Here is a 23,088-nt window from a genome sequence, read left to right as displayed (position 1 = left end):
AGGTCACGGAGGCTGCTCCCCGCACCCGCGGGGATGGTCCCTCCTGGAGCCTGGTGGCGAGGTCTTCCGTCTGCTGCTCCCCGCACCCGCGGGGATGGTCCCCCCGCACACCAGGCCCCGCAAGGGGTGCAGGACTGCTCCCCGCACCCGCGGGGATGGTCCCCCTGTCGTCCAGGAAGCGGCGGTCCAGGCCGGCTGCTCCCCGCACCCGCGGGGATGGTCCCGTGTGAGCGATAATCCGTCGGCCCGTTTGGAGCTGCTCCCCGCACCCGCGGGGATGGTCCCGTACGGCTGTAGGCGTGGTAGTGGTCGCCGTCCTGCTCCCCGCACCCGCGGGGATGGTCCCAACGGCTGGGGCATCAGCATGAACGCCGACGGCTGCTCCCCGCACCCGCGGGGATGGTCCCGTGCCCGGCGTAGAGGGCTTTCCAGTGCCAAGCTGCTCCCCGCACCCGCGGGGATGGTCCCGACACCGTGACCGCCTGGTACGAGCCGAAGACCTGCTCCCCGCACCCGCGGGGATGGTCCCTCACATCAGCCCCACCAGCCACGAAAACGCCACTGCTCCCCGCACCCGCGGGGATGGTCCCGCCAGGCGATGCACGAACAGCTCGAAGCCGAACTGCTCCCCGCACCCGCGGGGATGGTCCCGCCCCGGCGGGCGTCATCGGTTCCCGGCTACGCTGCTCCCCGCACCCGCGGGGATGGTCCCGAGCTCGCGCCGCAGCACCGCAACCGCGGGTACTGCTCCCCGCACCCGCGGGGATGGTCCCCAGTTCACGATCCGGTACTGGGGATGCCGTTCTGCTCCCCGCACCCGCGGGGATGGTCCCGCGCCGGAGACACCCAGCCCGTACGACGCCTCCTGCTCCCCGCACCCGCGGGGATGGTCCCACCCCTCCAGGTGTGCTCCGCCCTGGCCTTCACTGCTCCCCGCACCCGCGGGGATGGTCCCGAGCCCGGCCAGGACGAGCGGCGGCATGCGCTCTGCTCCCCGCACCCGCGGGGATGGTTCCCGTCCGGGCCGAGGACTTCGACGACGCCGGCGCTGCTCCCCGCACCCGCGGGGATGGTCCCGGCCCGCGCGGCCGCGGTGCGGGCGGATCGGACTGCTCCCCGCACCCGCGGGGATAGTCCCTGTTCGCTGACATGTATAGCGGGAAGTTCCGGCTGCTCCCCGCACCCGCGGGGATGGTCCCACCCGACCGGCCCGCGAAAGAGCAGGTCAGGACTGCTCCCCGCACCCGCGGGGATGGTCCCGCCAGTCTGCGGGATGCCGCTCTACGAACCCACTGCTCCCCGCAGCCGCGGGGATGGTCCCGAGCAGCCCGTCCGACCACACCGACACATCCGCTGCTCCCCGCACCCGCGGGGATGGTCCCACGCCCGCCCGGCTCGCCGCGTACTTCGCCAACTGCTCCCCGCACCTGCGGGGATGGTCTCCAGTCCATCACCGTGAGGGCGTCGTTGTCGTTCCGCTTCCCGCACCCGCGGGGATGGTCCCGCCGAGTCGAACATGACCCCGCCCGGGTGATCGTCTCTTCGATCGCCCTTCGGGAACTCTTCCGCTGGTGCCAGCATTCAGACATTCAATAGCACTCTCAACACCGGCGATAGTGACCCCGCATGCGCGGGGAGCACATATGACTACCAACCAAAAAGGGGCCATCCCTCGAACCGCAAGGGAACATCATCGGATTCATGATGGCAGGTCACGGACCACCGACGCCCAAGAACGCGAGGAGACGTGCTACGCCGAAGGGATGAACCCTGCTGGATTCAGCTTTGAAACCGACCCGAGGCCCTCTCAGGAACTACCCTGCGCGTATGCATTTCCGGGGTTACTACCAACCAAATAGTTCAGATCATGGGGTCCGTCTCGTCAGAGACGACCGCCGATGACTGATCGTCATATCACCTCAGACCTCCGGTCCCGATGTCAGGGACAGAGCCCCAAGCTCCCAAATCGGTGGACGCAACGATGAATTCACCCGGCTCCCCGGACCAGAATCAGAGGCTCCTGTGGCTACTCCTGGCCGCAGTACTCGCCCTGATCTTCACCGGGCTTACGTACGTGACCTATCTGCACCCCTCACTGGCGGTGCCTCTGACCGTGGCCACCAGCGGGACGGTGGCCGTACTGACCGCCCTCGGCTTCGCACTGTCCTGCGGGTAGGGACCGAGCTCGACGCAGGCCAGCCATAACAGCGGAGGTCACGCAGAGAGGCCGACGGGCGCGACGCAACCGAGCCAGCGGCGCGCAACTCCGTCGGGATGGCGTTGACACCCTGGAGACCACTACCCGCGCACCCCACGGTCCCGAACTTCACCAACCGCCACCGTTCGCCCAGAAAGCGGCAGACGAGTCTGGGTCGTGCCGACACGGTCAGCAAGATCCCCGGCAGCGGCCGGCGTGCTGGCCAGTCGAGAGAATGCCGGATCGGGGGTAGTCACCATTCCAGGCCGCTTTGACTACGCTCGTCGACCGGCGACTGATGCCCCACTCCCAGGTGCTCGCCACCGGGCACGGACGGCAGCATCATGGCCAGCAGCAGGAACAGTTGAGTCTTCCCTCCGCGCCCGCGGGGCGAGCCGCACGCATCTCCGTCAACGCACGCCGTTCGCCATGCATCGGCGGCTACCGAGGCCAGAGCAAGACGGACACCAAGAACGATTTAGCGGCTTTTGAGCATCACTGCCGACAACAGCGTTCTCCTTCTCGGCCCTTCCGGGAAAACAAATCCGGCCCTCGGGCCCTCGCTCCGCCAGAACCCGGGATGGAGGAGAGCGGGCAAGCTGAGGAACAAGCTCAGCTGCTGGTGGCCCGCTCCCATGCTTCGCGGATCTCGGCGGTGATACGGCCGCGGTCGGCCACTTCGTACCCGTTGGCGCGTGCCCATTCCCGGATGATGTTGGTGTCGACGGGTGGCCTGGTCGGGGCCTGTGCTGGGCTCCAGAGGGTGGGTTCTGAGGGGGCGAAGTTTGTCGCCTGTTCGAGGAGGTCCTTGGGAAACTGGGGGACGGCTGTCTCTCCGCTCAGGACGGAGGTGAGGAACTCGGTGAGGGTGCCGTCGAAGGTGAACCAGCGTGGCCCACGGGCCTCGTTCACGGCAATGCGCCAGGTGTCAGGGGCACCTTGCGGGTCGGTGATCCAGAAGAGGTATTCGCCGTTGTCGGTGCCGCCGATGGCGAAGAGGTGTTGCGGATCGTACGGGACGGGGTGGGTGCCGCGGTCGTAATCAAGTTGCAACTGCGCGCGGATTCTGGCGGGCATGGGGCCGGTGAGATCGACCCATTCGGTGGCGCCATGGGGGTGGTAGATGTGGATGTAGCCGGAGAAGACCCCGGGACCGTAGGTGGCCGCGAGCTGCTTGTAGTCCTCGGGCAGTCGCATGCCGAGGCCGGCCTCGACCCCATTCCAGTCGATGGCAGGAGGTGGACTCGGAGGGGGCGGGCAGAGCTGGGTGAGTGCGGCGATGGCGGTCACGGGGCTCCTCGGAGGCGTCGCTGTTGCTGTGCGGCGTGGTCGGGGTTTTCGAACTGCGCGTCAAGATGGAAGTCGCCGCTTCCGTGGGCCTCCATCTGAATCCACTTCGGGACAGAATCCTTCTTGTCGTCCGTGTATTCGAGGTAGACGTTATAGGTGACGGTCTCTCCGTCCACCGCGACGGCGTTGTAGATCGACTGCTCCAGGTCCCTCATATGCGGGCTGTTTGTGGGGTTTTGTGTAATGGTGAAAAGATTGTCCAGAGTGTCTCCGGAGCCGCCGAGCATATTCGCCAGCATGTGTCCTCGCGCCTGGTTGTAGTCGGTGCCGTGTATGAACCCTGGGGGTTTCAGCGAGTTCCGCGCGTCCGTGCCTTCGTCGAGCATGTCTCTCGTGATGGTCGCGTTCATCTCGTACGGACGGCCGTGTTCGTCCTGGGTGAAGGTGACCCGCCCTCCCCAGGTGGGGTCGGCCTCGCAGCCCGCAAGGCCCAGCGGGTCGGCCAGGGTGAAGGGGTTGGGTACATAGGCGTAGTGATTGACGGCGGGGGCGAGGCCGAGCGGGTCGGGGGTGATGTACCGGCCCAGGTCGGGGTCGTAGTAGCGGTTGACGTTGTAGTGGAGGCCGGTTTCCGGGTCGAAGTACTGGCCCGGGTAGCGCAGCGGGGTGTAGGCGGTGCTGTCACGGTTCCACTGGGTGGCGCCCCATGCGGTGCTGCGGGCCCGCCACGCGAGCGACCCGTCGCCTGCGACGAGTTCGCTGGGACTGCCGGACAGGTCGGTGACGATCGCGAAGAACCGCCGGTCGATCTCCTGCTGGGCGCTGTCGGTCTTGAACTCGCGCTGCGCCAGCGGGCGCAGCCCCGCGTAGTCCCACACCAGCGTCGTGCCCTCGGTGTACTGCTCGGCCAGCTGCGCCCCGTCCCAGCAGTAGGAGGTGGCTTCAACGACGTGGCTCTCGGAGTCCAGGCGCTGTTTGGCGATCCGGCGGCCGAGCGCATCGTAGAAGTAGCGCCACCGTGCTCCGTCGGGGGCCTGGACGTGGGTGAGACGGTCTTCGGCGTCCCAGGTGAAGCGCCACGTGAGGGTCTTCCCGCTGAGGGTGGTGGTCTGCCGCAGGGTGATGCGGCCCTGGGCGTCGTAGTGGTACCGCCTTCGTCCGGCATGTGTGATGCGGGTGCCGTTGTAGCCGCGTGCGCCGGTGGTGTCCTGGCCAGGTGCCTGGGCGGGAAGGGCGGTGTGGGTCTGGTCGCCGTCGGTGTTGTAGGCGTACTGCTCATTCCACCCGCGAGCCTGGACGGCGGTGATCCGGCTCGCCGCGTCGAGGGTGTAGGTGCGGCGGCCGGTGTGGCTGTCATCGATGCTGAGGGGGGAGCCGTCGGCCTGGTAGTGGAAGGTCCGTTCCAGGACGTCGGTGTGCGGCGTGTTGAGAGACTGACGGGTAAGGCGGCCCACTTCGTCCCAGTCCTGGCGGAACGTGAGCGTGTTCTCAAGGGTGCGTGCGGTTTCGCGTCCGAGTGCGTCGCGGTCGAAGCGGAAGGTGTGGTCTCCGGCCGTGTAGGTGGCCAGTCCCTCCCAGGTGTAGGCGAGGTCGCTGCCGGCGCCGGACGGGGTGCGCCGGTGGGTGCGCCGGCCGAGAGCGTCGTAGGCGAAGGCCAGGGTGCGCCCGTTGACGGTCTCGGAGATGACTCGTCCCGCGGCATCCCGCTGGAGGTCGATGCGGGCGTGGGCGTTGGTTATTCGTGAAACGTGGCCGGTCTCTCCGCGGGTGAAAACGCCTACGGAACCGTCGTCGTGGTGCAGCTGGGTGACGCGGCCGAGAACGTCGCGTTCGAACGTCAGGCTCTGGCCGGCGGCGTTGGTGCGGCGTATCAGACGTCCGAGGGCGTCGTGCTCGTAGGACAGGGTGCGGCCGTCGAAGTCGGTCTCGGACACGAGCCGGCTGGCCGCGTCGTAGGTGTAATGCCATTCCAGGCCCTGGGCGTTGGTGACTTTGGTGAGCCGCAGTTCCGTGTCGTGGGTGAAGCGGTAGCCGCCTCCCTCCGCAGTGCGGGTGGTGGCGGGCAGGTCGAAGTGGGTAGCCGTGGAGGAAGTGGTGCGGCCCATACGGTCGGTGTGGCCCATCAGATTGCCCTCGGCGTCCCAGGTCCATTCCTCCCGGGTGCCGTCGGGCAGCTCACGCCACGCGGGCTTTCCCTCGACTGTCCAGCCCTGGCGGAGCGTGCCACCCAGGGCGTCGGTGACGGTAGTGACGCGGCCGAAGGCATCCCGAGCGCAGACGGTACTCGCACCGTCGGGCGCGGAGATCCGCAGCGGCAGACCGGCCGCGTCGGAGGTTATTCGCGTGACGTCGCCAACCGCGTCGCGGACGCTGGTCACATGACCGCGGTCGTTGAACTCATACTCCGTGCGGGCGCCGGTGGGCTCGATCACGGCGGTGAGGTTGCCCTGCTGGTCGTACGCGTAGGAACGCCGGATACCGCCGCGCTCGGTGACCTCGACGGGTTGCCGCATCTCGTTGTACACGGCGGTGGTGCGCACACCGTCGGGGGCGACAAGGCCGACGAGGCTGCCATGGGCGTCGCGTTCGAAGCGGGTGGTGTGACCCAGGACATTGGTCTGCGCCAGCAACTGGTCCTGGGCGTCGAACTCGAAGTGGGCCGTATGTCCCAGGGGGTCGGTCTCGGCGACCACCTGAAAGGCCTCGTTGACATGGAAGACCGTGGTGGCGCCGGTGGAATCGGTGTAGCGGGTGACGCCGTGGCCGGTCTCGCTGTGGACCTCGTAGGTGAACTCGGAAGAGAGGAATCCGTCGGGGCCGACCGTACGGATGACGCGGCCGGGGCTGTCGTACACGTACTGGTAGATGGAGTCGTTACGGTCGGTCCAGGAGGTGATCCGGCCTTCCGCGTCGTAGGTGAACAGCATTGGCAAGCCGGAGGAGTTGGTGACGGCTTCCAGATTGCCGTCGCCGTCGTAGCCGAAGGACCGCACCTGGACGGGACCGTCCGGGGTCTGCAGCGCCAGTGCGGTGACGCGGCCGCGTTCCGGGTCGCACGAGACCAGAACGCGGTAGCTGCCCCCATGGACCACCGTGGTCGGCAGACCGTCCCCGGTACGCCCGATCCGTATGACGTTGCCGTTGCGGTCTTCTGTCTCGCGCAGCCAGTACAGGCTGCCCGACTTGTAGGGGTTACCCGTGAATCGCCGGGTCAGGGCCGTACGAGGGTCCCTCACGGCGTAGGTGATGTCCCCCAGCGCACTGGTCTCCACGTAGGTGAGCGGCAGGCTGTCGCCGTCGAGAGGCCAGATCTCCTCGCCCTCATCACCGGGCAGGGTGGGGAAAATGAGCACCGAGCCGTCCGCTCGTGCCCACGCCGCGCCGCTGCCGAGCAGTTCCAGCCGCTCATCGAGCGTGGACGCCCAACTGGCCCCGAAGCAGTGGCCGTAGCGGTAGCCGGATATGTGCGTGCGCCGCAGGACCAACGGCAGGACCCCGGGTAGGTCCAGATCCGTCTGAGGGAGCACCATGTCCCCGCTCGCGACATCAACGGGGTCGGTCTCGCAGCGGCGTTTGCGAAGAGAGACCGCCAACGCGCGGGAACTGTCCGGCGCTTCCCGCATCGATGCGGGACGGCTCCGCTGCCCGCCGTCCGCGCCGCCACGACGCCCGCCGCCCTCGCTGCCGTCCTTGCTGTCATCGGACGTGATCTTCTTGATCCTTTCGCGGATGTCCTGGTCCGTCTCCCTGTGCGTGGCCGAACTCTTCGTGATGGCCTTGGGCAAGGTCGTGCCGACGTGCTCGCCCAGGTCATTTAGTCCCTTACCGAGCTTCTCCGTCATCTTCTCGATGGTGGAATCGAGGACGGCAGTCAGGGCATCCTTGCCCTTGGCCCGCCCGTGGTGCCCCTTGGCCTTACTGAGCTTGCTCCCCGCCTTGTCCCGCATGGAGATCTGCACACCAGCAAGCTTCGTTCCCGTCCGGCCGTGCGCATCGTGGTCGATCTCCGGACCGCCGCCGGGCCCAAGGCCGCCCGCCCCGTCGGCGGAAGCGAGTCGCAGTCCGTCCTTGCCTGCCTGCGCGGCCTGGTCGGCGTGGTAGCCCTCCTGTACGCCCGTGACATTCAGCGCGGTCTGGATCGCCAGATCCGCCACGATGTTCTCCAACGCGGCGACCGCCGGCTGCGTGAGCGTCGCGACGATCTCCGCCACGGCCTCCTCCGCCATCTCCTTCAGGATCCGCTTGAACGCGATCCGGGTGGCGGCGATCTTGGCCCCTGCCAGCAGCGTCGAAAGGCCGGCTGTCAACGGGGCGAACGCCAGCGTGACTCCCACCGTCGCGCACAGTTCCGCGAGCTCACCTACCGCGGCGATCTTCCGCGCCACGATGATGTCCGCCACCCGGTCCAGCGCACCCCCGACGATCCGGGCCGCCGCCGCCAAGTCCTTGTGCTTGCCCTGAACCTTCGCCCAGTGGAGGTCGAGCGCCGTCAGCGACTCGCTTTGCCCGCTCGAAAGCAGTCGCTGAATGTGCTGATGAGCGGCGTGCCCGTCGTCGTCCGCATCGTCCGCGAACTCCCGCAGCGCGTCCGCCATGTCCCGGTAGGCGTCCTCATCAACGTTCGGCCATCCCACACCGACGACATCAAGCATGGTGTCGACGCCCTCAGGAATGGTGTAACCCATGACGCAACAGCCCCCATATAACGCACAATCGAGCCGAGTCAACAAGATCGACCAGCATGACACGAGACAACCACGCGATCCCAGTGGTTCCCCGGCCACCTGCCCGGCAGCCAGGCCCCGTCCTCCCATGCGGGAAGCCCCGCACCGCTCACATTGGTGGCGCCCGCACCCAGCACGGCGGTCCCGGGGCCCGCCGGTAGACGACACACGGCGAACCCGTCCATCTTGGCCGACGAGCCCCTTTACGGTATTGCGCCAGCGAGAACATCCAGGGCACGCCAGGGCGCGTCTTCCGGCACGGTGCCGTCCTGCACCATCCGGTCGATGGCCGCCCGTACGACGGCCGCCGTCTCCACCGGCACGTCCCGCACACCGAACACCGTCTCCAGCGGCGCCGTCCCCGCCCGGATCGGGTCACCGGACGCCGCGTCGAACCAGCCCTCGGCCAGCTCGGACAGATGCCGCTCGAACACCGTCAGGATCACGCCGAGCGCCGTCGCGCTGTTGCCGATCTTGTACGCGGCCCGGGACGACTCCAGCGCATCGAGTACGGGCTCGTACTGCTCCAGCCCGGCCACCCACCGCTCATCTGCCGTTGCCGCCGAACGCGCCGCGTCGAACGCGGCCTCGGCCCGCTCCAGCTCATCGGGCAGGAACATGAACTGCACAGACGCGAAGTCGAGGTTCGCCTCACCCAGCGAAGCCACGTCCACCTTCTCCAGCAGATCCAGGGCCTTATCGTCCAGACCCGTGTACTGCCGCCATTCCACGTTCTCCAGCTCGTCGTACAGCTCCTTCAGGATCGCCGGATCGTCGTGGCCCGCAATGGCGTTGTGCGAGAGCTGAAGCGCGATCTGCCGCTGGCGGGGCAGCGGCTCGTCTATCTGCATCCACCAGATCGTCGGCAGGCCGGCCTCAATCGCGGCGAGCGTGCGGTGATTCCCAGACAGAACGACTAGCCGCCCCGACTCCCGGTCGTTCCACACCAGCGGCGTCGAGGTCAGATGCCCGTCCCGCTCGATGTTCGACACGAGCTGCCGGAACTGCTCGTGCGGCAGGAACCGCGCGTTCACATCCAGCAGCGCCAGCGTGCGCGGATCGCCCTCCACCATCTGCGGCGGGGCGAGCCGAGTGGTCTCCTCCATGGTCAGACTCCCGTCTTCGTCATCGGGGCGCCCCACCGCTTCACCCACATCTTCAGAGCCTCGGCCAGTGTGTGCTGACCCATGGCCCCCTGGTACTGGAGCTGGTACCGCCAGCCCTCGTCGTTCGACGGACTGCGCTTGTTCAGCCGCAGCAGCCCGCGGTACTTCATCGACACCGGGTTGTTGCTGAACGCCGTCGTCGCCACCCGCCGGATACGCCGCGAGAACGACCGCTGACACAGCAACTGCGCCTCGGTGCTCATGGCCGCGAGCAAGATGAGCTTCGACAACCTCGGGTAATCGGTCGGCGCGACCGCGAAGTCACTGAGCACGTAGACCTCGTCCGGCGTGAACGTGCTCGGAGCCATGGCGAACACGCCGAGCACCCGCCCACCGCCGTCCTTCACCGCCACCGCCAAATTCGCCGCGCCCGGTGCGATCTTCGGGTTCAGGTAGCGGCTCCTGAGCGCGTTGAACTGTCCCGGCTTCAGCAGCGACAGCCTGAGCGGGCTCACCAGTTCGTCACCCTGGCGCAGACGGGGAGCCTTCACCGGCTCGATCGCCTGGCGCGGGGCCACGATCCTCGTCCGGGCCTCGCTGGCGTACACGTAGAAGGGAGCAGCCCGCGGGGTCGCCTTGATCACCCCCCGCAGGTACTGGCTCAGCTCGGGGACGTGGTGGTTGGAGGCCGTCAGCCAGTACGGCCGGTCCGTGATCGCACCGAGCACGCTGACCACGTCGTCGTCGGACAACGGCTCGTACTGCGGCGCATCCCAGGTGAAGTGTGCCTCCAGCGGCTCGTACAGCTTCTCGTAGCCGCCGCCGTAGAAGGGAGGGAAGGAGCACACCGGAGCATCGCCAGGGACCTTCTGGAGCCAGGAGCGCACGTCCTCCACCTGGTACGAGGCCAGTTCGACGTCCGAGCCGGACAGCCGCTCGACCGTCTCCGCGTGCTTGGCCTTCCACTGCTCCCGGTAGGAGTGCACCACCCTCTCGTGCCACAGCCCTTCGCGCCCCACGCTGGCAAGGAACCGGGTGCCAAGCATCATCGCCGCGACCGTACCGACACCGTCGTCCAAGGAGTCCGCGAGCCAGCCGAAGCCCTGACGGCCTGCTCGTATCGGCGGAGGATCATGACTTCATCGTCCTGGAACAGCGTTTGGCTCCTGTGCACAAGCGGCAAGTCGCGCTTCACGAGGTGGGCCACTTCATCTGTGATCACGAGGCGGCGCCGGTCATGAGCCCGGAAGCTTCAAGAATGCTGCTCCCCGGACTCGATCCGGCCCTTGTCCACCGCGTCCTGGGCAGAGATCACTCCCAGTCACAGGCCGAGCAAGAGGCCGAATACGTGGGCTCGATCATCGGCCAGCGGATCAGCGCGTGGACAGAGCCCCGCACTTGGTCAGTACCGCCAGAGGCCCGGGACCTTGCGGAACGCCTGTCCGCACTCGAACACCCCACACGTAGAGGCTCCAATGAATAGCGTTCTGTACCCGGTGTGCGCGTTAGTAAGCCTGCTCGCCCTGGTCTACAAGATTCGAATTCTACGCAGCGACCGGTCTCCAACCCAGATCGCCCTGATCGGCAACTTCTTCTTTCTGTTCGTGACGTTCACCATCTCCACGCCGACGGTGTGGGTGGCTGTCAGCGCAGAAGCGGGGATCGTGAACCTCTCTGGGCTCCTCTCACAGAGCACAGTGATCCTTTCCGCCGCCACTCAGCAGTTGATCCTCCTTCACTTGTCACATGACCGCCGCGCAGCCTGGCGTAAAGCGATGCCGCGCATCGCGGCACTCGCCCTGATCCTGGCCACTATGGTCATTCTCTTCTCCGCAGCGACGAGCCATCACGAGAACCCCGATGACTTCGCCGTCAACCATGCCCAGTATTACCCGGCTTATCTCGGCGTGTACCTCCTCGGCTATAGCGTGAACCAAATTGACGTCGGGATTCTCGGCTGGCGTTACGCGAAGGTCGCGCCCACACCCTGGCTCCGTCGCGGACTTGTCATGATCGCGGCAACTATGCCCTTTGCGATGATCTACAGCCTGTGCCGCGTCGCCGACATCGTCGCCGGACGTCTGGGTACGAGTGGCCAGGCTTGGGAGCCTGTAGCTCAAATTTCCGTGTCCATCGCGGCAATCACGAAGACGATCGGCTGGACCCTGCCCGACTGGGGCCATCACCTAAGCCGTATCTGGCTACGCGTGCAGCACGAGATCGCCATCCGGCAGCTGAAGCCGCTGCACCCGGAGGTGACTGCGCAGACCGATTGCATGGTCTTGGAACTCGGGCCGGAAGCCGACGTACGTACCCGCCTGTACCGCCTGATGGTTGAGATTCGTGACGCGCAATGGGTGCTCCGTAAGTCCATGCACCCTCATATCGCTGAGCGCGCGGAGAGGCTCGCCAGAACAGCCGGGCTGGAAGGCTCCGACCTAAGCGCCACCATCGAGGCGTCACAGCTGAAAGTCGCTCTCCGCGCCAGGGCCGGAGGGCAACGGCTACCTCAGAGCTCTCCCTCGCCCCTTGCCGAAGAGCCGCAAGATCTCACCGCAGAGCTGGACTTCCAACGCAGGCTGGCGCGCGCCTACTACCGATCTCCGATCGTGAGGGAAGTCCTCGCCGCCAGCGGCTTCGTCCGGCCCAGTTCAAAGGAAATCGCATGACCGCACAGTCCTCGGCCGAGCTCCTCGCTCAGCCCTTTGACGCCGAGTCGGCCACCAATCCGTACCCGGTGTATGCACGGCTACGGAACGAGGCACCAGTCCATCGGATCGCGCTCCCGGACGGCTCGCCTGTATGGCTCGTCTTGCGGGAAGCCGATGTACGAGCCGGGCTCGCTGACCCCCGGCTGTCAGTGAACAAGGCGGCCTCCGGCACGGGATACAAGGGCTTCTCGCTTCCGCCGGCCCTGGACGCCAATCTCCTGAACATCGATGCGGATGACCACCTGCGCCTGCGCCGCCTGGTCTCCAAAGCGTTCACCGCCCGCCATGTAGAAACCTTGCGGCACCGAGTGCATGCCGCAGTCGATCAGCTCCTCGACAGCCTGTCTGAACAAGGGGAAGCCGACCTCGCCGCCGACTTCGCGGGCCGTCTTCCGATCACGGTCATCGGCGATCTTTTCGCCGTACCGGAACCCGACCGCGCCCCTTTCGCTCGCTGGGCATCCACCATGTTCGCCGCGGGACACTCGGGCCAGATCGCTCAAGCGATAGACGCCATCCACGTCTACCTTCTTGATCTCATCTCGGCGCGCCGCTCGACCCCAGGTGAAGATCTGCTGTCTGCCCTGATCGTGGCCCGCGACGACGGAGACAAGCTCACCGAGAACGAACTCGTGTCGCTGGCGTTCCTCATCCTCATGGCGGGCAGCGAGAACGTCCAGCACCTCATCACCAGTGGGGTACTCACCCTGCTTTGCCACCCGAAGCAGCTCACTGCCGTGCGAGAAGACTCCTCGCTCTTCCCCACCGCAGTCGAGGAGCTGTTGCGCTACGTACATCCCAACCAGATGGCCATCCGCCGGTTTCCCACCGAACCTGTCGAGTTCAGCGGTATCGCCATTCCCTCTGGCGATACGGTCATGCTCTGCCTGGCCTCAGCGAACCGGGACCCCGACCGCTACCCCGATCCGGACCAGTTCGACATTCACCGCAAGGACACAGCGCATCTCGCCCTCGGACAGGGGGTGCACTACTGCCTTGGTGCTCCTCTGGCACGCCTTCAGATCCGTATAGCCATCGAGACCCTGGTCCGGCGCTTCCCTCGCCTCGGTCTCACGGTCGACGTGGAACAGCTTCGCTGGCGCTCGTCCTGGCGGTCTCACGCGCTCAGGGAACTGCCTGTCACGCTGGCCCCGTCGGCCTCGCGGCAGGGCGTCAAACGGCCTTCTCAGCCGTCGGCAACGATCCCCACTTCTTCCAGCTGAGGGAGACCCGGGCGCTGTCCACGGTGCGCGAGCCTCGGGACGCCGCCGGGTACACCGTCACCTTCTCCAGCAGGAGGACCACGACTCCCCGTTGCCCTGCCAGAGGGGCGTGCTTCCACCACTTCACCAGGTCCGACACGCCCCCGAGGGGAGCGTGCCGGACCTGTTCCAGGCGCCGTGCCTCCGCCGAGGTTTCACGAATGCGCTTCGACAGGTTCTTGTCGGCACTCTTGAAAGCCGCCAACGACATACCCGAGGACTCGGCGTACTGCTCGCCCAGCTCCTGCTGTTTCTTCCGGTCCTCCGTGGCTTGCTTCCGCAGCTCCGCCGCTTCCGACAGCATCTGCTCCCGCGCCACGAGGAGCTGCGCCTTGACCTCCGGCTTGGCCAACTCCGCCAGGACGTGTTCGCCAACGTATGCCTCAAGCGCATCGGCGTTGATCCGGATCTTGCCGCACCCCCCAGGGTGCTGAGCCGTGTGCTTGGCGCAGCGGTAGCCCCGGCTCCCACTGTTCGACGGAGCCGCCGTGAGAAGAATCCCGCAGAGGCCGCAGTCCGCCGCGTCTGTGCCTGTGAAGAGGTGGTCGCGCTGCTCTTGCCTGCTGCGGCCTTCCTGCTTGGCCTTTCGCATGGCGCGGATCTGCTTGAACTCGTCGGGCGTGATGATCTGCGGGCCGCCCGTCTCGTACAGGTTGCCTTGCTCGTCCTCAGCCAGACCGGCAATCGCCGGGTTGTCCAGGATCCCCGCCACCGTGGCCGGACGGAACTTTCCCCCGCGGGTGGTGCGGTGCCCTTCGTCGTTCAGCCACTCAGTAATGCCGGGATACGACTGCCGGACGAGAAAGCGGCTGGCCGCCTGGCGTATGGCAGCCGCCTCCGTCTCGCGCAGCCGCCTATGGGCCATGTCCTCGAACCCGAAGAGCCGTGGCACTCGACTGTCTCCCTCTTCTCGAACCAACCCCTTGACAACAGCAATTCTATCCAAGATAGGTCACATTGCTGAAGCAATCACAGACACCTCAGGGGCGCACAAACACACCTTCTACGCTCCACTCCTATCGGCCTTGTCGACACCAAGCACCTTCCACAGGCCGACTGTCGGCACTCGCACCGTGCTCCCCAAGGGCAACGTCGCCACAGGGAACTCGTCTGCCTTGATGAGCTGGTACGCCTTGTCCCGGCCGATACCCAAGGCCCGAGCGGCAGTTGCAACATTCACAGTGGCCGGGAGAGCCAACAGCTCTTCCAGCCCCATCGCTCCGGCCGTACCCGAAGCTTCCCCAGCCGCTTCCTGAGCAGTCATGTCGTTGGTCGCATCCTCCCCCACGCCAACTCGGAAACGACTTTACAGCAGTGTCCGACAGCCCCAGCAAGATCGAAGGAGATCACGCCAGACACGTACGGATACGCACAGCACCAATGACTGGCTGTGAGCAAAGCGACAGACCAGGGGGTCAAATGTTCGAGCCGAGCTACTACCGGCGATGCCAGTGCAAGGGGCCGCTGAAGGACAAGGAGGGCAAGCCGGTCCTCGACGCCGACGGCAATCCGAAGATCGGCTCTATCGAGACGACGTGCCCCAAGCTGGGCAAGGGACACGGCACCTGGGCCTTCTACTTCGAGGCCGAACCCGGCGAGGGCGGCAAGCGCGCACGCGTGCGCCGTGGCGGCTTCACCAAGCTGGACGATGCCAAGAAGAAGGCGAAGGAGCTGTACGACGCCGCCTCGGCCGGCACCGACGTACTGTCCGACGAGAAGTGCGGAGACTTCTTCCGCCGGTGGATCAAGGCGAAGAAGTCGCTGGCCCGCACAACCCGCCACGGCTACGAGGAGCACATCAACAACTACCTGCTCCCTCACCTCGGGCACATCAAGCGACGCGACCTCAAGGTGCGTCACCTCGACAAGCTGTACGACGCGATCGAGAAGGAGAACGCCGAGCGGATTCTCCACCGCCTCCGCGTCGATCAGCTCCAGAAGGACCGCGACGAGGCACACCAAGCCTGGGTGAGGACGGCGGGTTACGCCAAGAAGGAGGAGCGCCGCACCGCCCGTCGAGCCTTCCTCGACTCGAACGCTGCACTCCGCGAGGGCAGAAAGGGGCTGCGGAAGACCACCTCCGCCGCCACCATGCACCGCATCAACGACACCCTCAGCTCAGCTCTGTCCTGGGGGATCAAGCGCGAGCAAGCTTTCAGCAGGAACTGGGCACAGCTCGTTGAGCTGCCTCCGGTCACACGGCCGAAGCCGCTGGTGTGGACGCCCGAGCGCGTCGAGCACTGGAAGCGCACCGGCGAGAAGCCCGGCCCGGTCATGGTCTGGACACCGCAGCTCACCGGCGAGTTCCTGGACTTCGTCATGGAGGACTGGCTTTACGAGCTGTGGCACAGCTTCATCTTCCTTGGCCCCCGCCGCGGCGAGATGGCCGCGCTGCCCTGGACCGAGGTCAGCACGGACGCCCTCTGGCTGCGGATCTCCCAACAGATCGTGGAGGTCGCCTACCAGCTGTACGGCGAAGCGCCAAAGGCCGACAGTGTCCGCACCCTGTCTCTCAGCCTGGAGTCCGGCGACAACCTCGTCAGCTTCCGCGCTAAGCAGGACCAGAAGCGCCAGGAGTGGGGCACGGCCTACGTCGAAAGCGGCCGGGTGTGGACGCACGAGAACGGCGAGGAGCTGCACCCCGACTGGATATCCCGACGCTTCACCCGCCTCGTGGAGCTGTCCGGCCTACCTCCGGTCCGCCTGCACGACCTGCGACACCTCGCCGCCACCCTGTCCCTGCTCGCGGGCCACGACATCAAGGTGGTCCAGGAGAAGCTGGGGCACTCCTCGCGCCAGATCACCTCCGACACCTACACCAGCGTGCTGCCCGAGATGATGCGGGCCGAGGCCGAGTCGGTTATGGCCGTCGTTCCCCGCGACATCCCCTTCATCGTGCGCACCCCGCTGTCGATCCCCGAGACAGCCTGGCGGAACGACATCGCCGTCTTCTTCGCCCACGGGGCACGACAGTCAGGTAACACCTGGGCCGTCGGAGCACAGGCCCAGCCCGACTCTGCTCTCCTCGGCATGATCAACCTGGCCGGGCGGGGCCAGGATGACGCCGCCAACGCGGCCGTGAAGTGGCTACGGGATCACTGCACCACCAACGACCTGGAACTGGTACGGGTGGAGAACTTCAACGACCGCTATCCGGAGGAGCAGCGGCCGGACTTCTCGCTCACGCGCTTCACGGTCGCCCGCTCGGAGTCCCCGGGTGTGGACGGCTGGGCGCTGCCCACGGGCCTGCCGCCCGCAGCCTCCCGCAGTCTCCGAACACCCGCCGGAAGGCTGCGTAAGGGCGCTTCTGTCCACTGAGTCGTCCCCGCGTCCACTGCGTGTCCACTGGATCTTGGTCTGAACGAATGAACGGGGGTCGCCGCGCGGGAGTGGCGACCTACCTTCACCCGTTTCCCCAGTGTAGAAACGGTTCTCCTGGGAGAAGCATGCGTGGGGCGGGTGGGACTCGAACCCACGGCCGACGGATTATGAGTCCGCTGCTCTAACCGGCTGAGCTACCGCCCCTAACGGCGCGTCGCGCACATTTGTGCGCGCCGTCTGCCGCAGCATAGCCGCTCATACGATCTCCTGCCTCGGATGGTCGGCATCCTCTGACCATGAGGACTTCGCCGTGCGCCGCTCGGTTCCAGGAACCGCGGACCAGATCCGTAAGAGGTACCCAAAAGGGGCGCGAGGCCCAGTTGGCGGAGCGTCGGCGGGTGATCATGAACACACGAAAGAGGGCCCCGAGGGGCCCTCTTCGTACGACCGCTCCCCCGGCTGGACTCGAACCAGCAACCCTCCGGTTAACAGCCGAATGCTCTGCCAATTGAGCTACAGGGGATCGCGCTCCCCCGACTGGACTCGAACCAGTAACCTGCCGGTTAACAGCCGGCTGCTCTGCCAATTGAGCTACAGGGGATTGCTGCGTCTGCACCGAACGTACCCACCCCGGTCCTCCCGGGCGGCGCGCGTTCGCTGCGACACATACATTAGCGCAAGCAGGGGGGTGCTTTGCCAATCGGTATCGACCCGGGGTACGCCGGGTGATCCCGGGCCCCGACGGGGTAGGCGGAGAGCACAGAACGACGGTCCGACGCTGACGCTGGGGACTGCGACGCCGAGAGGGAAGGGTGGCAGCCATGCGGTACCGCCTCACATTCATCGCGGGACTGGCTTGCGGGTACGTCCTGGGGACCCGCGCCGGCCGTGAGCGCTACGAGCAGCTCAAGAAGTCGGCCCGCCAGGTGTCGCAGAATCCGGCGGTGCGCAACGCGGCCGAGTCCGCCGCGCAGACCGGCCGCGAGGTCGCCGGCAAGGCGTACCACTCGGTGAACAGCGTGGTCGGCGACAAGCTGCCGGACTCCGTCGCCCAGCGCGTGCGCTCCCTGCGCGAGCGGAGCCAGAACGGCCAGGACGACTGGGGTACGAGCAATACCTGACCAGGATCCGGACACCCGGGCGTCCCGGCAGCGCCCCTCGTGCCGCGCGTGCGGCAGAATCGGGTGTCATGGGAATAGTCGCCGGGTTGGACAGTTCGTCCGGGTTCACACGCGTCGTCGTCTGCGACGCGGACACAGGTGCCGTGCTGCGGCAGGGGTACGCGGCCCATCCGGTCGAGCCCAAAGCCACCGAGGTCGATCCGCAGGCCTGGCTGCTCTCCCTCGGGGAGGCCGCGTCCGGCGGGCTGCTCGAGGGCGTGCAGGCCATCGGGGTCGCGGCGCAGCAGCACGGCATGGTGGCGCTGGACCGGCAGGGCAACCCCGTACGGCCCGCGCTGGTCGGCAACGACAAACGGGCGCAGGTCGCCGCCGCCGATCTGGTCGACGCGCTGGGCGGACGGCATGCCTGGGCCGAGGCCGTCGGGTCCGTACCGCAGTCGAGTCAGCTCGTGGCCAAGCTGCGCTGGCTGGCGCGGACCGAGCCCGAGGCGGCGCAGCGCACCGCGCTGGTGCTCCAGCCGCACGACTGGCTGGTCTGGCAGCTGCTGGGGCGGCCGGCGCGCAGGACGACCGACCGGGGCGGGGCCTCCGGGACCGGCTACTGGTCCGCGCGTACCGGTGCGTACCGGCCGGATCTGGTGGAGCTGGCGCTCGGGCACCAGGCCGCGCTGCCGGAGGTGCTCGGCCCGGCGGACGCCGCCGGGACCACCCCTGAGGGGCTGCTGATCTCGGCGGGGACCGGTGAGACGATGGCCGCCGCGTTCGGGCTCGGTGTCGCGGTCGGGGACGCCGTGGTGTCGCTGGGGGCGTCGGGTTCGGTGATGGCCGTCCATCACGAGGCGGCGGCCGACCCGTCCGGAATGATCACTTCCTTCGCGGACGCGACCGGGATGCATCTGCCCGTCGTCCACACGCTGAACGCCGTCAGGGCGCTGCGCGGTACGGCGGAGCTGCTGGGTACGGCGGAGCTGACCGAGTTGTCGGAGCTGGCGCTCAAGTCCACGCCGGGCTCCTCGGGGCTGGTGTTCCTGCCGTATTTGGAAGGCGAGCGGACCCCGCAGCTGCCGCACACGGCGGGCACGCTGACCGGACTGCGGCGCGAGTCGATGAAGCCGGAGCATCTGGCGCGGGCCGCGTTCGAGGGGATGCTCTGCTCGCTCGCCGACGCGATGGACGTGCTGCGCGGACGGGGGGTGGAGGTGCGGCGGGTGTTCCTGCTGGGCGGCGCCGCCGAGCTGCCCGCCGTCCAGGCCCTGGCTCCGGCGATCTTCGGGGCGCAGGTCGTCGTACCGCAGCCCGCCGACTACACCGCGATCGGCGCGGCGCGGCAGGCGGCCTGGGCGCTCGGGGTCTCGCAGGGGTCGCTCTCCCCGCACACGCCGCCGGCCTGGCAGGGCGCGGCGGCCCAGGTGTTCGAGCCGGGCGACGACGCGGCGGTGGGCACGGCGGTACGGCAGCAGTACACGGCGACGCGGGAGCAGATCCACCCCGGGGCGTTCGGGCACGGGCACGGGAGCTGAGCGGGCGGGCCGGTGGGACGGTGAGCGGGGGCTGAGCGGGGCGGGCGGCCGGGTCGGCGCCGGCGGAGCGCACGGGGGGGCGCAGCGCCGGGGTGAGCCGTCGGTGAGACGTCCGCGCGCCTTCGGGACGGCCTGAGCGCGCTCCCGTTCTTGACCCGTCCTTGGCCATAAACCCTTGGGGCTCAGCGGGGGCGGTACCGCAAAATGGGGGCTGATCCCCGTTCTCGCGATCTTCACCCCGAGCCGACCCCGAGAGACTGCGCGTGCTGCTGAGACTTCTGCGAGCCCATCTCGCCCCGTACAAGAGACCGATAGCCCTGCTGGTGGCGCTCCAGCTGTTGCAGACATGCGCCACCCTCTACCTGCCCACCCTCAACGCCGACATCATCGACAACGGTGTCGTGAAGGGGGACTCGGGCTACATCCTGGAGTTCGGCGGCATCATGATCGCCGTCAGTGTCGTCCAGGTGATCTGCAACATCGGCGCCGTGTACTACGGCGCGCGGACCGCCTCCGCCCTCGGCCGGGATGTGCGGGCCGCCGTTTTCGGACGGGTGCAGAGCTTCTCCGCCCGTGAGGTGGGTCACTTCGGCGCACCCTCGCTGATCACCCGCACCACCAATGACGTCCAGCAGGTCCAGATGCTGGTCCTGATGTCGTTCACGCTGATGGTGTCCGCGCCGATCATGTGCGTCGGTGGCATCGTGCTGGCGCTCGGCCAGGACATCCCGCTGTCGTCGGTGCTGCTGGCCGTCGTGCCGCTGCTCGGGATATCCGTGAGCCTCATCGTCAGGAAGATGCGGCCGCTGTTCCGTACGATGCAGACCCGGCTGGACACGGTGAACCGGGTGCTGCGCGAGCAGATCACCGGCAACCGCGTGATCAGGGCCTTCGTACGGGACGACTACGAGAAGGAGCGCTTCCGGGGCGCCAACACCGAGCTGACCGATGTCGCGCTGTCGACCGGCCGGCTGATGGCGCTGATGTTCCCGACCGTGATGACGGTCGTGAACCTGTCGTCGGTCGCCGTCGTCTGGTTCGGCGCGCACCGGATCGACAGCGGCGGGATGGAGATCGGTGCGCTGACCGCGTTCCTCGCGTATCTGATGCAGATCGTGATGGCCGTGATGATGGCCACCTTCATGTTCATGATGGTGCCGCGCGCCGAGGTGTGCGCCGAGCGAATAGAAGAGGTGCTCGACACCCGTTCCAGTGTCGTGCCGCCGCGGAACCCGGTGCGGGAGCTGCGCCGGCACGGGCATCTGGAGGTGCGGGGCGCGGAGTTCCGCTTCCCCGGTGCCGAGGAGCCCGTCCTGCGCGAGGTGTCGCTGGTCGCGCGGCCCGGTGAGACGACCGCGGTCATCGGGTCGACGGGCAGCGGGAAGTCGACGCTGCTCGGTCTCGTACCGCGGCTGTTCGACGCGACCGGCGGGGAGGTGCTGGTCGACGGGCAGGACGTGCGCGAGCTGGATCCGGTGCTGCTGGCCAAGACCGTGAGTCTCGTACCGCAGAAGCCGTATCTGTTCTCCGGGACGGTGGCGACGAATCTGCGGTACGGCAATCCGGACGCGACCGACGAGGAGCTGTGGCACGCGCTGGGGGTCGCTCAGGCCAGGGAGTTCGTCGCCGCCCTAGAGGGCGGGCTGAACGCGCCGATCGCACAGGGCGGTACGAATGTCTCCGGCGGGCAGCGGCAGCGGCTCGCGATCGCGCGGACGCTGGTCCAGCGGCCGGAGATCTATCTGTTCGACGACTCGTTCTCGGCGCTGGACTACGCCACGGACGCGGCGCTGCGCGGCGCGCTGGCGCGGGAGACCGCGGAGGCGACCGTCGTGATCGTCGCCCAGCGCGTCTCCACCATCCGTGACGCCGACCGCATAGTGGTGCTCGACGAGGGGCGGATCGTGGGGTCGGGCCGCCATCACGAACTGATGGCGGAGAACGAGACATACCGGGAGATCGTGCTCTCCCAGCTGACCGAGGCGGAGGCTGCCTGATGAGCGGTCCTGGCGGACGCATGATGATGGCGGGCCCCACACAGCGGTCCATGGACTTCAAGGGCTCGGGCAAGCGGCTGCTGAAGCTGCTGGCCGTGGAGCGGACGACCCTCTGGTGGATGTTCGCCGCCGGCGTGGTGAGCGTCGCGTTGTCGGTCGTGGGTCCGAAGATCCTCGGACAGGCGACGGACCTCATCTTCGCGGGGGTCATCGGCCGGCAGACCCAGGGCGGTGTCTCCAAGGCGGAGACCGTCGAGGGGCTGCGGGCCAGGGGCGACAACGGCGCGGCCGATCTCCTCTCCGGAGTGGACTTCACTCCGGGCCAGGGCATCGACTTCGGCGCGGTGGGCGAGGTCCTGCTGATCGTGCTGGTGGTCTATGTCGCCGCCGGGCTGCTGATGCTGGTGTCGACGCGGCTCTCCATCCGGGTCATCAACCACACGGTGTACCGGATGCGGGAGGAGATCCAGGCGAAGCTGTCGCGGCTGCCGCTGTCGTACTTCGACCAGCAGCCGCGCGGTGAGGTGCTGAGCCGGGCGACGAACGACATCGACAACATCTCGCAGACCATGCAGCAGACGATGGGGCAGCTGATCAACTCGCTGCTGACGATCATCGGTGTGCTGGTGATGATGTTCTGGATCTCGCCGCTGCTGGCGCTGGTCGCGCTGGTGACGGTGCCGCTGTCGGTGCTGGTGGCGGCGAAGGTCGGCAAGCGGTCGCAGCCGCAGTTCGTCCAGCAGTGGAAGGTCACCGGCACGCTGAACGCGCATATCGAGGAGATGTACACCGGGCACGCGCTGGTGAAGGTCTTCGGGCGGCAGGACGAGTCGGCCGAGGCGTTCCGCGAGCAGAACGACCAGCTCTACGAGGCGGGTTTCAAGGCGCAGTTCAACAGCGGGATCATGCAGCCGCTGATGCTCTTCGTCTCCAACCTGAACTATGTGCTGGTGGCGGTCGTCGGCGGACTGCGGGTGGCCTCGGGCTCGCTGTCGATCGGTGATGTGCAGGCGTTCATCCAGTACTCGCGGCAGTTCTCGATGCCGCTGACGCAGGTCGCGTCGATGGCCAACCTGGTTCAGTCGGGTGTCGCCTCCGCCGAGCGGATCTTCGAACTGCTGGACGCGGAGGAGCAGGAGGCCGACGCGCCCGCGGTGGAGCGGCTGCACGAGCCGCGGGGCCGGGTCGCGCTGGAACACGTGTCGTTCCGGTACGAGCCCGACAAGCCGCTGATCGACGATCTGTCGCTCTCGGTGGAGCCGGGGCAGACGGTCGCGATCGTCGGGCCGACGGGCGCGGGCAAGACCACGCTGGTCAATCTGCTGATGCGGTTCTACGAGGTCACGGGCGGCCGGATCACGCTGGACGGCACGGACGTGGCGCGGATGTCCCGTGCGGAACTGCGGTCCGGGATAGGCATGGTCCTCCAGGACACGTGGCTCTTCGGCGGCACGATCGCGGACAACATCGCGTACGGCGCGTCGCGCGAGATCACCCGGGAGGAGATCGAGGAGGCGGCGCGGGCGGCCCACGCCGACCGGTTCGTCCGTACGCTCCCCGACGGGTACGACACCGTGATCGACGACGAGGGGTCGGGGGTCAGCGCCGGTGAGAAGCAACTGATCACCATCGCGCGGGCGTTCCTGTCCGATCCGGTGATCCTGGTGCTGGACGAGGCGACCAGTTCGGTGGACACCCGGACCGAGGTGCTGATCCAGAAGGCGATGGCGCGGCTGGCCCACGGCCGTACGAGCTTTGTGATCGCGCACCGGCTCTCCACGATCCGGGACGCGGACGTGATCCTGGTGATGGAGAACGGCGCGATCGTCGAACAGGGCT

The 23,088-nt window shown here is 67.4% G+C and carries 12 protein-coding genes, 3 tRNA genes, 2 pseudogenes and 1 CRISPR repeat array; of the genes and pseudogenes, 8 read left to right on the top strand and 9 right to left on the bottom strand.

What is annotated here, in order from left to right; translation table 11 throughout:
* Positions 1-12: 12 nt before the first annotated feature.
* Positions 13-1,504: a CRISPR direct-repeat array (repeat unit 29 nt; unit sequence CTGCTCCCCGCACCCGCGGGGATGGTCCC).
* 477 nt (positions 1,505-1,981) lie between these two features.
* Positions 1,982-2,176: a hypothetical protein gene (locus CU044_RS12680; protein ID WP_129768646.1), complete on the top strand. Its 195-nt coding sequence runs from the start codon at positions 1,982-1,984 to the stop codon at positions 2,174-2,176.
* A gap of 633 nt (positions 2,177-2,809) precedes the next feature.
* Here CU044_RS12680 and CU044_RS40185 read toward each other — a convergent pair.
* The 5 genes and pseudogenes from CU044_RS40185 to CU044_RS12655 form a co-directional block, all read right to left on the bottom strand.
* Positions 2,810-2,948: pseudogene (locus tag CU044_RS40185) on the bottom strand (histone-like nucleoid-structuring protein Lsr2); the annotation flags it as partial.
* A gap of 197 nt (positions 2,949-3,145) precedes the next feature.
* A pseudogene (locus tag CU044_RS40180) lies at positions 3,146-3,487 on the bottom strand (SMI1/KNR4 family protein); the annotation flags it as partial.
* A complete protein-coding gene (locus CU044_RS12665; protein WP_129768644.1) occupies positions 3,484-8,172 on the bottom strand; it encodes an RHS repeat-associated core domain-containing protein in 4,689 nt (1,562 codons plus the stop codon). The gene CU044_RS12665 and the pseudogene CU044_RS40180, both read right to left, overlap by 4 nt.
* Positions 8,173-8,414: 242 nt before the next feature.
* Entirely contained in the window at positions 8,415-9,317 is a 903-nt protein-coding gene (locus CU044_RS12660; protein ID WP_129768643.1) for a ParB N-terminal domain-containing protein, read from the bottom strand.
* A 2-nt stretch (positions 9,318-9,319) separates the two neighbouring features.
* On the bottom strand, positions 9,320-10,366 hold the full coding sequence (locus CU044_RS12655) for a hypothetical protein (protein WP_165371876.1): 1,047 nt from the start codon (positions 10,364-10,366) through the stop codon (positions 9,320-9,322).
* A gap of 426 nt (positions 10,367-10,792) precedes the next feature.
* On the opposite strand from CU044_RS12655, the gene CU044_RS12645 reads away from it, so the two are divergent.
* Both CU044_RS12645 and CU044_RS12640 read left to right on the top strand, forming a co-directional pair.
* Entirely contained in the window at positions 10,793-11,986 is a 1,194-nt protein-coding gene (locus CU044_RS12645) for an MAB_1171c family putative transporter (protein ID WP_240045532.1), read from the top strand.
* Positions 11,983-13,251, top strand: coding sequence for a cytochrome P450 (locus CU044_RS12640; protein WP_129768640.1), 1,269 nt, complete (start codon positions 11,983-11,985; stop codon positions 13,249-13,251). Before CU044_RS12645 ends, CU044_RS12640 begins: the two co-directional genes overlap by 4 nt.
* Here CU044_RS12640 and CU044_RS12635 read toward each other — a convergent pair.
* Positions 13,202-14,182: a recombinase family protein gene (locus tag CU044_RS12635; protein ID WP_129768639.1), complete on the bottom strand. Its 981-nt coding sequence runs from the start codon at positions 14,180-14,182 to the stop codon at positions 13,202-13,204. The genes CU044_RS12640 and CU044_RS12635 overlap by 50 nt on opposite strands.
* A gap of 527 nt (positions 14,183-14,709) precedes the next feature.
* Between CU044_RS12635 and CU044_RS12625 the strand changes: the two genes are divergently transcribed.
* A complete protein-coding gene (locus CU044_RS12625; RefSeq protein WP_165371874.1) occupies positions 14,710-16,608 on the top strand; it encodes a tyrosine-type recombinase/integrase in 1,899 nt (632 codons plus the stop codon).
* A 133-nt stretch (positions 16,609-16,741) separates the two neighbouring features.
* Here CU044_RS12625 and CU044_RS12620 read toward each other — a convergent pair.
* From CU044_RS12620 to CU044_RS12610, 3 genes are all read right to left on the bottom strand, one after another.
* Positions 16,742-16,815, bottom strand: a tRNA-Ile gene (locus CU044_RS12620).
* 246 nt (positions 16,816-17,061) lie between these two features.
* Positions 17,062-17,134, bottom strand: a tRNA-Asn gene (locus tag CU044_RS12615).
* A gap of 5 nt (positions 17,135-17,139) precedes the next feature.
* Positions 17,140-17,212: transfer RNA gene (locus CU044_RS12610), tRNA-Asn, on the bottom strand.
* 220 nt (positions 17,213-17,432) lie between these two features.
* Between CU044_RS12610 and CU044_RS12605 the strand changes: the two genes are divergently transcribed.
* The 4 genes from CU044_RS12605 to CU044_RS12590 all read left to right on the top strand — a co-directional run.
* Positions 17,433-17,732: a YtxH domain-containing protein gene (locus CU044_RS12605; RefSeq protein ID WP_129768637.1), complete on the top strand. Its 300-nt coding sequence runs from the start codon at positions 17,433-17,435 to the stop codon at positions 17,730-17,732.
* A 68-nt stretch (positions 17,733-17,800) separates the two neighbouring features.
* Positions 17,801-19,252, top strand: a complete 1,452-nt coding sequence (locus tag CU044_RS12600; protein WP_129768636.1) for an FGGY family carbohydrate kinase — start codon at positions 17,801-17,803, stop codon at positions 19,250-19,252.
* Positions 19,253-19,515: 263 nt separating this feature from the next.
* Entirely contained in the window at positions 19,516-21,249 is a 1,734-nt protein-coding gene (locus CU044_RS12595) for an ABC transporter ATP-binding protein (protein WP_129768635.1), read from the top strand.
* Positions 21,249-23,088 (top strand): ABC transporter ATP-binding protein (locus CU044_RS12590; protein ID WP_129768634.1); only part of this gene is annotated, 1,840 nt, incomplete at its 3' end. The genes CU044_RS12595 and CU044_RS12590, both read left to right, overlap by 1 nt.

It is taken from the genome of Streptomyces sp. L-9-10 (assembly GCF_004151105.1).
In the GTDB taxonomy this organism is placed as follows: Bacteria; Actinomycetota; Actinomycetes; order Streptomycetales; family Streptomycetaceae; genus Streptomyces.
This window is presented reverse-complemented; position numbering and strand designations above follow the sequence as displayed.